Annotated in this window: 10 protein-coding genes; 7 read left to right on the top strand and 3 right to left on the bottom strand. The window is 42.0% G+C overall.

What is annotated here, in order from left to right:
* Positions 1-32: 32 nt before the first annotated feature.
* From sfsA to gluQRS, 3 genes are all read left to right on the top strand, one after another.
* Positions 33-737 carry a DNA/RNA nuclease SfsA gene (gene sfsA / locus GLIP_RS19605; protein WP_008846453.1) on the top strand — a complete coding sequence of 235 codons (705 nt, stop codon included), beginning with the start codon at positions 33-35 and terminating at the stop codon, positions 735-737.
* Between the two features lie 227 nt (positions 738-964).
* Positions 965-1,411, top strand: coding sequence for an RNA polymerase-binding protein DksA (dksA, locus tag GLIP_RS19600; protein WP_008846452.1), 447 nt, complete (start codon positions 965-967; stop codon positions 1,409-1,411).
* Positions 1,412-1,496: 85 nt separating this feature from the next.
* Positions 1,497-2,354 carry a tRNA glutamyl-Q(34) synthetase GluQRS gene (gene gluQRS, locus GLIP_RS19595; protein ID WP_008846451.1) on the top strand — a complete coding sequence of 286 codons (858 nt, stop codon included), beginning with the start codon at positions 1,497-1,499 and terminating at the stop codon, positions 2,352-2,354.
* On the opposite strand, the gene treF is transcribed toward gluQRS, so the two are convergent.
* The 3 genes from treF to GLIP_RS19580 form a co-directional block, all read right to left on the bottom strand.
* Positions 2,321-3,883 carry an alpha,alpha-trehalase TreF gene (gene treF, locus GLIP_RS19590; RefSeq protein ID WP_008846450.1) on the bottom strand — a complete coding sequence of 521 codons (1,563 nt, stop codon included), beginning with the start codon at positions 3,881-3,883 and terminating at the stop codon, positions 2,321-2,323. The genes gluQRS and treF overlap by 34 nt on opposite strands.
* Positions 3,880-5,151, bottom strand: coding sequence for an MFS transporter (locus GLIP_RS19585; RefSeq protein ID WP_008846449.1), 1,272 nt, complete (start codon positions 5,149-5,151; stop codon positions 3,880-3,882). Before GLIP_RS19585 ends, treF begins: the two co-directional genes overlap by 4 nt.
* 108 nt (positions 5,152-5,259) lie before the next feature.
* Complete coding sequence (locus GLIP_RS19580) at positions 5,260-7,533, bottom strand: TonB-dependent receptor (RefSeq protein WP_008846448.1); 2,274 nt, start codon at positions 7,531-7,533, stop codon at positions 5,260-5,262.
* 264 nt (positions 7,534-7,797) lie between these two features.
* Between GLIP_RS19580 and GLIP_RS19575 the strand changes: the two genes are divergently transcribed.
* The 4 genes from GLIP_RS19575 to panB all read left to right on the top strand — a co-directional run bounded on the left by GLIP_RS19575 (position 7,798) and on the right by panB (position 11,713).
* On the top strand, positions 7,798-8,820 hold the full coding sequence (locus GLIP_RS19575) for a LacI family DNA-binding transcriptional regulator (protein WP_008846447.1): 1,023 nt from the start codon (positions 7,798-7,800) through the stop codon (positions 8,818-8,820).
* Between the two features lie 216 nt (positions 8,821-9,036).
* The gene (gene pcnB / locus GLIP_RS19570; RefSeq protein WP_040523749.1) at positions 9,037-10,350 is read left to right on the top strand and encodes a polynucleotide adenylyltransferase PcnB; all 1,314 of its coding nucleotides are present in this window, start codon (positions 9,037-9,039) and stop codon (positions 10,348-10,350) included.
* The gene (gene folK, locus GLIP_RS19565) at positions 10,350-10,856 is read left to right on the top strand and encodes a 2-amino-4-hydroxy-6-hydroxymethyldihydropteridine diphosphokinase (protein WP_008846445.1); all 507 of its coding nucleotides are present in this window, start codon (positions 10,350-10,352) and stop codon (positions 10,854-10,856) included. The genes pcnB and folK overlap by 1 nt, the downstream gene beginning before the upstream one ends.
* 59 nt (positions 10,857-10,915) lie before the next feature.
* A complete protein-coding gene (panB, locus tag GLIP_RS19560) occupies positions 10,916-11,713 on the top strand; it encodes a 3-methyl-2-oxobutanoate hydroxymethyltransferase (RefSeq protein WP_008846444.1) in 798 nt (265 codons plus the stop codon).
* The last annotated feature ends 15 nt before the right edge of the window (positions 11,714-11,728 follow it).

Raw genomic sequence — 11,728 nt, 5'->3', positions numbered from 1 at the left:
CGCGATTAACAGCGCATGATATGAGAGGTAATATGCTGTTCCCCAGTCCACTTATCAAGGGTAAATTAATAAAACGCTACAAACGTTTCCTAGCAGATGTGTCCTTACCTGATGGTTCAACAGTTACTGCGCATTGTCCCAACACGGGGGCAATGACTGGTTGCGGCGACGCTGGATTTGAGGTGTGGTTGAGCCCAGCCAATAACCCTAAGCGAAAACTCGCCTACACCTGGGAGCTAAGTAAAAACAACCAAGGTGATTGGATTGGCGTTAACACTAATAACGCTAACAAACTTGTAGGTGAGGCATTAGTAGCAGGCTTGATTGAAGAGCTAAAGGACTATCAAAATATCAAACCCGAGGTTAAATATGGTGAAGAGAATAGCCGCATTGATTTTATGCTCAGTGCAGATAATCTCACTGATTGTTTTGTGGAAGTGAAATCTGTTACTTTGCTAGAGGATGGAAAAGGCTATTTTCCCGACGCGAAAACCCAACGTGGAAGCAAACATTTGCGTGAATTAACAGCGCTAGTAAAATCTGGAAAACGCGCTGTGCTATTATTTTGCGTTCAGCACACAGGCATTAAAAATGTTAGAGTTGCTGACCATATCGATCCAGAGTATGCGGCGACTTTACAGGCAGCAATTGACGCTGGTGTGCAAATTCTAGCCTATGACTGCAAATTCTCTGAAGAAAAAGTTAATTTAAATCAACAAGTAAGCTTCATACCTTAAAAAAAAGGTTGATTTTTTATCTAAGGAGCCTATGTTTGCGAGTCGTAAAAAACGGCTCATTGTTTTTTATTTAAAAAAATTGGTGAACTTAGCACCCATTTTTACCGCTTTATGAGCGTAACAATTACATATTTTCGACCGAGCCTAATTTGCTAGGATGATAGCAATCTGCTATATATCCTCATTCGCTAAACAGCGTTTGTGTCGTAGTGTAGGAGAATTGGCACATGCCAACAGGAAAAGAAAAAACGTTAGGATTAATTGCACTTGCTGGATTGACTCCATATCAGGAGAAAGACGGCGAAGAGTATATGAACGATGCTCAACTTGAGCACTTCCGTAAAATATTGTCAGCTTGGCGTTCACAACTTCGTGAAGAAGTAGATCGCACCGTGCATCACATGCAAGATGAAGCGGCTAATTTCCCAGATCCTGTTGATCGAGCTGCTCAGGAAGAAGAATTCAGTTTAGAACTTCGTACACGAGATCGTGAACGTAAACTCATCAAGAAAATTGAAAAAACGCTGAAGCGAATTGAAGATGATGATTTTGGGTTTTGCGATGCCTGCGGTATTGAAATTGGTGTAAGACGTTTGGAAGCTAGACCAACAGCTGATTTGTGTATCGACTGTAAAACCTTAGCCGAAATAAAAGAAAAGCAACTGCAAGGTTAATCCTTTGCACGCGAATATGAAGCCGCTACATTGCGGCTTTTGTTGTTTCTAGAGCACGTCACCATTCCACCTCGGGGAAGTGTTTATGCGTCATTCTGATTATATAGGACGATTCGCTCCAAGCCCTTCTGGTCCTTTACACATGGGCTCTTTAGTCACCGCATTAGGGAGTTATCTTCAGGCCAGAATCAATAACGGCAAGTGGTTGTTGCGCATTGATGATATTGACCCTCCCAGAATTATGTCCGGCGCAATAGACAGTATTCAAACGACCCTTAAAGCCCACGCCCTTGTTTGGGACGATGACGTTGTATTTCAAAGTCAGAATAGTGATTCATACGATCGCATCCTACATGAGCTACAGCAGCAAAATCTACTTTATCGCTGTGAATGCACACGGGCACAAATTAAGTCGAGAGGCCATTTTTATCAAGGTACTTGCAAAGATAAAAGTAATGTTGAACCACCTTATTCATTAAGAATTAAGAATCAATTTCAGATTGACCATATTGAGGATATTCGGCTTGGCGTTGTAGCAGTTGATAGCAATGAAACTAACGAAGATTTCATAGTTAAACGTAAAGATGGGTTGTACGCCTATCACCTCGCTTCTGTGGTAGATGATATTAATATGGGCGTCACTGAAATTGTCAGAGGTGAAGATTTGATCAGTGCAACGGCGTGTCAATGGGCACTCTTTAAAACGTTAAAGAGTACCCCACCACTTTGTTTGCATTTGCCATTAGTGACATTTGCAGATGGACGCAAGTTCAGCAAACAAAATCACGCACCAGCATTGGATTTACATCAACCGGAAGCTAACTTAATTGCCGCATTAGGCCACCTGGGATTTATCGTTCCCAACGCGATGTTTCACAGTGACAAACACTCCATTTTAAATTGGGCAACTCAAGCTTGGGCTGACGCCTTTTCTAACAGTTGATAAAACGCCAGAGTCACGCCATTTGTCCAGCCAAATCCATGCTGCACTTCATACTCCCCGCCTTGAGCGACATGTTCAATTTCTTTCACATTATATTTTTCCATTAAACTACCATGTACATCGTAATAGTGCTCCACTGTAGCAATCCATTTTTGCATAATGTGTGTCGCTGTTGCGTGGTGCTGATAATGTTGCAAACCTTTCACCGCAAACCACTGCAATGGCGCCCAACCGTTAGGCGCGTCCCACTGTTGTTCACTTTGACATAATGTCGTAATTAGACCGCCATCGCATAAAAATTGATTGGTTAATCTGTGAGCCACAGCATCGGCTTGCGATTGGCTAGCAAGTTCGGTAAATAACGGCAATACTCCAGCCAACGAAAGTACATTAGATTGCATTTTAGTCTTGAGGTTGAAGTCCACGAAATAGCTATTTTCGGTATCCCATAAGTAGGCTTGGATCGTCGCTTTACGGGTGTCTGATTTTTGTAGAAATTCGCTACTTTTTTGAGACTCACCCAATTTAAGCCAATAGCGACTTAACAAGACTTCTAACTTATACATCAGGCAATTTAAATCTACCGGCACAATATTCGTGGTTTGAATACTTTCAAGATCATGTGGGTCAGCTAACCAACGCGAACTGAAGTCCCATCCAGATTCACATGCTGCGCGAATGTTGCGGTAGAAAAGTAACTTCTCATCTCCGTGTTTATTTGCTGCCGCATGCATGTCTTCGCGATAAGATTCAGGCCTTGGAGATGCTTGCTCGTCCCAATATCGATTTAAATAACCGCCATTAGGCATCTTAAGTACATGTCGATTTGTCTGAAATGAATCAGACAGTTTTTCTGAACCTTGCATCCAATATGCGTATTCTATTTCCATCGCCTCTACACATTGGCGTAAAAACTGTGGGTCCTCATTTTCTTCTTCAGTTGCAAACAACATGTCAACCATCATGCCTAAAACTGGGGGTTGTGAGCGACTGTAATAGTAACTGCGATTTCCATTTGGGATACAACCAATACTTTGTTGTAACTGGATAAAGTTTTTCACCATCGACTTTACCAGTGATTTACGCCCAGAAACCATCAAGCCAAGCGCCGTAAAATAGCTATCCCAATAGTAAATTTCACGGAAACGGCCACCGGGCACTAAATAAGGAAAGTTTAATGGTAACAACGAATTTTTACTTTGCTGGTCAGGTTGTTTCATTAGAACCGACCACAAGGCCTCAATATGAGCACAGACAGTTTTATGTTTAGTTTGGTGCTCCAATTGAATTGGCTTAGGTAAAATGAAGTTGTCGTTCACAAACTCAATTAGCGAAAAGTCGGGCAGCGAGGACTGCAGCTCGAATTGGTGATAAACCTCTTCCCAAGCCACTTTTGGAGTAGCATCTGCGAAATGTTTACTATCTGGAAAAATGCCGGAAACTTGTACTTTGTGGAACAGATCGCTAGCAAAAAAAGCCAAACTTTGATGAAATTCTTGAGGTCTGTCTTGTGATTTTAAGGTGCTCATACTGCTTCCTCAATAGTGCTTGTTACCAAGGGCTGTATTTTTGCTGCTGAACGACGAAATAAAAATAACGTGATCGCAATCAGTAACATCGGTATCAAGGATAAATAAAAGGCCCGTTGGCCACCGAAGGACTCAAATACAAAACCGGTAATAATTGAACCGGTTGTACCACCTAACGCGGAAAATACAACAATGAGACCTGTCATAGGTGCATGCAGTGCTTTTTCAAGTGAGCTCAACATCACCGAGTTAATAACTGGATAAATAGGCGCCATTAATAATCCAATCATAGGTAATAAGTAGGCTGCCAACGGTGCATCTAGTACGCTGGAAATAGTCGCTATTTGCTGCGCATTTTGCACGGCATTAGCTAGTGGCATACACAATAAAATAAGTATGGCCATGCCAGCTAAGCATACGTTCAAAAACCAATACCAATTAATAAAACGCAAAAGTTGCCCAGCTAATAATCGACCAATAGCAATAGCTGCCGCAAATATACTCGTAATTTGAATACTCACGTCTAAGGGTAAATGTAATATTTCGTTATTGAATGTTGGCAACCAAGTACCAATGCCTTGTTCAATTAAAACATAAAAGAAAATGGATAGTACAAACACCAGGACTAATGGTCGATAAGTGAGTCTTATCATTTCCATGAAATCTTCGATTAATGGTCTGCTTGCTTTCAATTTTTTTGGTTTTTTTATCGGTGATAGAAAAACCGATAAGGCAGTAAATGCAATTAACCCAGCCAATAGGTAATACACTTTCATCCAACTTAATGAACTAGGATCACTGGCATCAATAAATCCACTAAAGACCCAATAACCAGTTAAGACTCCCACCATGAATATTCCTTCTATGGTGTTCAATAATGAAGCATGTCCTTTAGTATCATCCGATAACTGGCCGATAATGCTATATACAGAAACTTTAATCAGCGCAAAGGCCGTTCCGATACAAGCAAACAAAACTTGAATCATCGCAAACTCGGCATAAAGTGGCGTTAAAGCACAAACAACGGCGACTAAAATTAGCGCAGCCATCATCGCCAGTTTATAGCCGACTCTGGGCACAAAAGCGGCAATGGCAAAAGAAACAAACGCGATTGAAAGATCTTTAAATCCTTCCAAAGAGCTTGCGACAGGTTTGCTAATGTCAAAACTGTTAATCGATTGAAGAATGACGGTCCCGACGCTATTTAATAAAATAGCAAAAATAAAATAACACGCCGCGATGGCAAATATAGTCATAAATCTAGGCATTAAAATCACCAATAGTCGGCAAACATAGATGTGCAAAAAACAGCTTAATATTTATTAAGCGTAAAAAATGTTAAAAAGGGACGTTGAACGCCCCTTATCGCTAGTTGTTTAATAAAACTCGTAGCTCACACTAAATGTGGCAGAACGAGGCATGATAAAGCGACCATTTGGAGCAGTTGGATTACGCGGGTCCCCTTCTGTCAATGCATCTTCATCAGTGAGATTTTGCACAGCAAATTCAAACTTTAATCCATCCACGTTACTGATAACCAGACCAATATCAAGTTTTTCATATCCCTCTAGCACAACACTGTTTTCGTTATTAGCAAAACGATCATCAACTGCAGATAAAGTACCATACACGTTGGCGAAATAGTCTCCCATATCGAATTCATAACTTGGCGTGAGGCGCAATTGCCAACCTGGTTGTCGCTGAGCTTCGTTACCTTGGTTAGTCGCACTTTGGGTGATCTCAGTTTCCTGGATAGTTGCGTTTAACGTAACGGAAAAGCCACTGTCATTGTAATAAGCCGCATCTAATTCGACCCCGTAGGCTTCGTTAGTTAAGACCTCAACTGGCGCATCGGGTCTGCGAACAAAAGTGTCACCTTTGACTTCGTTAAAGAAACCTGTGGCATAGAGATTGAAGTTTTCAGCTGCAAGTTTGTAGCCCAATTCAAATTGAGTCACATCCTTGATTAAATCTTCGCCATTTTGATAAGCGCCAAAATTATCACGAAAGTCGTCAAAATACGGCATTTTGCTACCCTCACTATAACGCGCAAATACCCCCATATTGTCTTGGAACTGCCAGTTGGCTCCGACCGTCAACGCGGTATCACTTTCGTCATATTGTACGGCTTTGGTTATAACACCATCGAGCCCTTCATCGACTGTATATTCAATTTCGTGATTCTCGCGGCGCAAACCTATATCCGCGCTAAATTGGTCACTGAATTGATACTCCAACGCGGCATATAATGCGGTAGTCGTGCCATCTCCAGTGGAGTTAATATCATAATTCCAACTGCAGCTATCGGCGTTATCATTACATTCGATACCGGTTAGCATTTCTCCGCCAGGCGTGACAACGTGATAAGCTTGGTTTCCTATTGACCACCAATCGTTGGCAGAAAAGTTTGACGCGAAATAGCCAAAGGTAGCTTCAAAATTATCACCTTTTTTGGTTAACGCTAGGTCATTGGTAAATGATTCTATTTCCTTTCGTACCACCCAACGGCCAATTTGCTGCACCATGGTGTCACCTGAATAGGTGTTACCTGTTACTGCACCTGTAGCACTGCTACCGTTATCTGCAACGCTGGCTAAGTCAACAGCGGCTCCTTCAGGTACTAAGCCTAAGGTGTCAGCATTTCCTTTGGTTAAAGTAAAACGGTCGACAAAACTCCAGCCATTGCTAAAGTTAAGATTAATACTACCGCCTGAAATTGAACCATCCCAACCACGACCTTCGCCAAAATCGAAAGTCTCACTGGTGCCATCTGGCCCGTATTGTATGGTCCCTTGGCGATTTAGTGTGCCTAACTGAGTGTAACTATTGTCAACCCCATCCACTAATGGGGTAGGCAAATACCAAGCGCCATGATCATCGGTAATACGAGTAAACAGGTTTATTTTTCCGTTATCTAATACCTTAGTAATATTCAGAGTGACCTGATGACCTTTTTCAGAATCAAAACCAGCATCACGAATGCCTGAACTTTGCTGTACGTAACCACCCAACATGAAGTATAAATCGTCAGCGATTGCACCACTGATCACAGCATCCACTCGTTGTAAGTCATAATCAGACGTTGTGTATTTAATTAAGCCTTCGGTAGTATCGCTACCTTCTTTGAGCATGAAGTTGGTCGTTAAACCCGGCTGTCCATTAGAAACCACCGAGCTTGGACCGCCACGCAAAGCATCCATAAAATCAATTGTCTCATCAATTCGGAATAAGGAAGAGTTTTCTAAAAATGATAGTGTTGGTGGCGCAAAAACAGGTACGCCTTGCAACTGCACGGTGAGAAACGGCGCATCACCACCACCAGGGAAACCACGTACAAATACATTTGCACCAGCTACCCCACCTGAGCTTTCTGACCACACTCCAGGAATTGCTTTAAATAAATCGGCCGTACTTTTTGGTGCAAGCTTTTTAATATCTTCAGCACCGAGAATAGTGGATGCATAACTAGCATCCACTTTTCGTACAGATTGTCCGCTTGCTCTACCGGTTACTAGAATTTGTTCTACGTAATCTTTTTGCTTTTTTTCGTTTTCAGCTGTGCTTTCTTGTGCAATGGTTAGCGCTGGCATCGTCAATGCCAAAGCGACACTTGCGGTTAATAATTTTGGTAAAAATTGTTTGTTATTCATTGTGTATACCTGTGTGTGAGAAATTGCCCAACATGTTAAAAAAAGGTTGCTCCCAACCTGACGATGTTAAACATATGTAAAAATGCAATCGATTGCAAGGAGTTTCGATACTTTTTGCAATCGATTGCACTTCTATTCAGTCATCTCACAATTTTATTTAACAAATACCTCGATTTAGCGTATTTTCAATGGGTACACATTTATGTGTATGCATAGACGATTATGTGATGATGTTAAAACGACTATGGTGAAATGGAGATAAACATGACATTTAAAGTTCGAACGCTTTCTGATTTGGCCAAATTAGCCGGAGTTTCAGGTTCGACAGCTTCAAGAGCACTTAACGATAATCCGTTAATAAGTGAGAAGACTCGGAAGAAGATTCAAAAGCTAGCAGCAGACCACGGCTTTAAAATCAATACAGCCGCTCGTAACTTTCGTTTAAAAACATCTAACACAATCGCTGTCGTTATCGTCAAAAGTTCAGAACTCGACCAGTCTATCACCGATCCATTTGTGCTCAATATTGTAGGCGTTATCGCCGAAGAGTTGCGCATTCATAAATACGATGTGCTGTTGGTTTCTCATAACATCGGTCAAGCTGCCTCACTTGACGAGTATTTTAATATGAATCGTGCGGATGGCTTGATTGTATTTGGACAAGGCGACGACATCGAGGCGTTTGATGATCTCATCAATAAGCAACACCCAATCGTTGTCTGGGGCGCTCAGTCAAATGGAAATGACTATGTCACAGTAGGTACAGATAATGTCAAAGGCGGAGAGTTAGCCACGCAACATCTGATTGAGCAAGGATGTCAAAATATTGTGTTTTGCGGTGTGCGTTCATTTGAAACCGGATTGCGCTTTGAAGGTTATCAAAATGCATTGAAACATGCTCAACTCAATATACCTGACGCGCTAGATATACATTTTACCTTCGAAGATGCCTATCGAGTAACGCTTGAATTACTCAAACAAAACAAATTTAGCTTTGATGGAATAGTGGCAGCGAGTGACACAATTGCACTAGGGATGATACGTGCGCTCAATGAACAAGGGATTAGCATTCCTGAACAAGTTGCCATTGTTGGTTATGATGATATTTCAGTATGCGCATTTACCCAGCCAGCATTAAGTTCAATTCACCAAGACACCCAACTCGGCGGCAAAGCGCTAGTTAGCTCTTTATTGGATTTATTAGCCAAGAAACCGGTTGAATCAATAATGCTAGATACCCAACTGGTGGCAAGAGATTCAAGTTGTCGGAAACTAAACAAGACGTAATTCAGCAATTCACCATTAAGATCATTTGAAAATACCGAGCGCTAGCGATATCAACAGATAGAAAATACTTTTCATCCGGTATATCATTGCGCGCCATTATTGAATATTTGTGTTATCAGGAGCCAACGCATCATTTCTCGAGTGATCAAAAAGGTCAAAAATGCCTTATCAGGAAACGCTGAAGAGTACCATTCGGATCTACTTGATCCAAAGGTGATCACTCGCGCCGAACACGGCATATCCAGAAAAGATATTAGCGACAATGCGTTAAAAGTACTTTATCGCTTAAACAGTGCCGGATTTGATGCTTACTTAGTAGGTGGCTGTGTGCGCGATTTAATGATGGGCTTACATCCAAAAGATTTTGACGTTGTCACTAATGCCACGCCTGATGAAGTAAAAGATTTATTCAAAAATTGTCGTTTGATTGGCCGACGTTTCCGTTTGGCGCATGTGGTTTTTGGACGCGAAATCATCGAAGTTGCCACATTTCGAGGGCACCATCAAAGCGCCCCTGAAGATAAATCCAAAAAGTCTGCTGAAGTGCTTGGCAAACAAAACCAAGAAGGCCAGATCCTCAGAGACAACGTATTTGGTAGCATTGAAGAAGATGCCGAGCGTCGTGATTTTACCGTAAACGCGATGTATTACCGCGTTACTGATTATACGGTAACAGATTTCGCCAATGGTATGCAGGCCATACAAAATAAACGCCTTGAACTGATTGGCGATCCAGAAACACGTTACCGCGAAGATCCGGTAAGAATGTTGCGCGCCGTACGCTTTGCAGCCAAATTGGAGATGGAGATTAGCCCAACCTCCGCCGATGCCATTCATGAACATGGTAATTTGCTAAGCAATATTCCTCCTGCACGACTTTTTGAAGAAGTAATTAAACTCTTCATTTCAGGTCAAGGTTTAAAAACCTTTGAGCTGATGCAGGAATACGACTTGATCCAACCATTATTTCCGCAACTCGCGCCGCTGTTAGTCGATCCGGAAAGTCGTGAAACCCAATTCATTAAACAAATGCTGATCAATACTGACAACCGTATTAATACTGGTCAGCGAGTCACACCTGCATTTATGTATGCCGCCATGCTGTGGTATCCGATTGAAGAACACTGTCAAAAACTCATGGATGAAGCAGGGTTAAATCATTTTGATGCTTTTAATATTGCAGTTAACGATGTCCTTCATCGTCAAATACAGCGAATTATGATACCCAAACGTTTCACTACTACAATGCGCGAAATATGGTTACTGCAATTGCGTTTACCGAAGCGTTTTGGGCGACGTGCTTACCAAATGTTAGAGCACGCACGTTTTCGAGCCGCCTATGATTTTCTGTTGATTCGAGGTCAAATTGAAGGTGGTACTCTGCTTGAGCTAGCTGATTGGTGGACCGAATTCCAAGAAGTCAGTGCTGACAAACGCAAACGCATGTTAGTCAAACTCAGAGAAGCTGAAGGTTCGCCCGCACGGCGTCCTCGTCGACGTCAAAAAAGTAAGAAACCCAGCGCTTCATAATGCAAACCGTCACTAGCTACATTGGCTTAGGCAGCAACTTGTCTGATCCTGTAAATCAACTTCAACAAGCCTTGTCGGCTATTCATTTATTGGAAAACACCGAAGTAAAACAATGTTCTGCTTTGTATGCCAGCAAGCCAATGGGTCCACAAGAACAGCCAGATTACGTTAACGCCGTTGCACAAATTGAAACGCAGTTATCACCCACTGACCTGCTTGTGAATTTACAACAAATTGAAGCGAAACACGGACGAGAACGCAAAGCTGAGCGATGGGGCCCAAGAACCCTAGATTTAGATATTATTCTATTCGGCAATGAACAAATCCAAAGCGACGATCTAATTGTGCCCCATTACGGTATGAAAGTACGAGAGTTTGTACTATATCCTTTGCATGAGATAGCTCCTGATCTCGTGTTACCATGTGGCAATACGTTAGTTTCGATATTACATAATGTGCCCACAAATGGACTGGTTGTGGTCAAAGAAAAAGTTTTTTGGGAATAATCCAAAGTGAGCAAAAAAGTATTTTTGCTGGGCTTTTTAGTTAGCAGAAGGTGATTTAAATGACTAAGAAAGTAACCACGTCTACCTTGTTAAAAATGAAACAAGACAAACAAAAAATCACAGCGCTAACCGCTTACGATGCCAGCTTCGCCAAATTATTTGATGAGCAAGGTGTCGACGTGATGTTAATTGGTGATTCATTAGGCATGGTACTGCAAGGTTGCGAAGATACCTTGTCAGTGAGCATTGACGATATCGCCTATCATACCAAATCTGTACGTAGAGGAACTGAGCGTGCATTTGTAATTGCCGACATGCCCTTTATGACATTTGCCACACCAGAGCAAACCTACCAAAATGCTGCTCAGCTGATGGCGGCAGGGGCCAGCATGGTCAAAGTGGAAGGCGGTGACTGGTTAGTTGAGACAATCAAAGGCTTAAATTTACGTGGTGTGCCAGTATGCGGCCACTTAGGTTTAACACCTCAATCTGTGCACGTGTTTGGCGGCTTTAAGGTGCAGGGACGTGACGATTTACAGGCTGAAAAACTTTTCGAACAAGCACAAGCGCTGGCACAAGCAGGCATTCAAATGTTAGTGCTCGAGTGTGTCCCTTCTTCGCTTGCTGAAAAAATCAGTAAAGCGATAAATATACCTGTCATTGGCATTGGAGCGGGGCCACACACCGATGGTCAAATATTAGTCATGCACGATATGTTTGGTGTAAGTGCGAACTACATGCCTAAATTTTCGAAAAACTACTTGGATATTACCGGCGATATGCGAACAGCAGTCAAAATGTATATCGAAGAAGTACGCAGTGGTACTTTTCCCAGTGCAGAACATAGTTTTAATTAATAGCTAGGACTTAAG

Origin of the sequence: Aliiglaciecola lipolytica E3, from assembly GCF_000314975.1 — a bacterium.
GTDB classification, from domain to species: domain Bacteria; phylum Pseudomonadota; class Gammaproteobacteria; order Enterobacterales; family Alteromonadaceae; genus Aliiglaciecola; species Aliiglaciecola lipolytica.
This window is presented reverse-complemented; position numbering and strand designations above follow the sequence as displayed.

Coding starts and splice junctions, on each gene's coding strand:
- sfsA (WP_008846453.1), top strand. CDS start 33: ATGCTGTTCCCCAGTCCACTTATCAAGGGTAAATTAATAAAACGCTAC.
- dksA (WP_008846452.1), top strand. CDS start 965: ATGCCAACAGGAAAAGAAAAAACGTTAGGATTAATTGCACTTGCTGGA.
- gluQRS (WP_008846451.1), top strand. CDS start 1,497: ATGCGTCATTCTGATTATATAGGACGATTCGCTCCAAGCCCTTCTGGT.
- treF (WP_008846450.1), bottom strand. CDS start 3,883: ATGAGCACCTTAAAATCACAAGACAGACCTCAAGAATTTCATCAAAGT.
- GLIP_RS19585 (WP_008846449.1), bottom strand. CDS start 5,151: ATGCCTAGATTTATGACTATATTTGCCATCGCGGCGTGTTATTTTATT.
- GLIP_RS19580 (WP_008846448.1), bottom strand. CDS start 7,533: ATGAATAACAAACAATTTTTACCAAAATTATTAACCGCAAGTGTCGCT.
- GLIP_RS19575 (WP_008846447.1), top strand. CDS start 7,798: ATGACATTTAAAGTTCGAACGCTTTCTGATTTGGCCAAATTAGCCGGA.
- folK (WP_008846445.1), top strand. CDS start 10,350: ATGCAAACCGTCACTAGCTACATTGGCTTAGGCAGCAACTTGTCTGAT.
- panB (WP_008846444.1), top strand. CDS start 10,916: ATGACTAAGAAAGTAACCACGTCTACCTTGTTAAAAATGAAACAAGAC.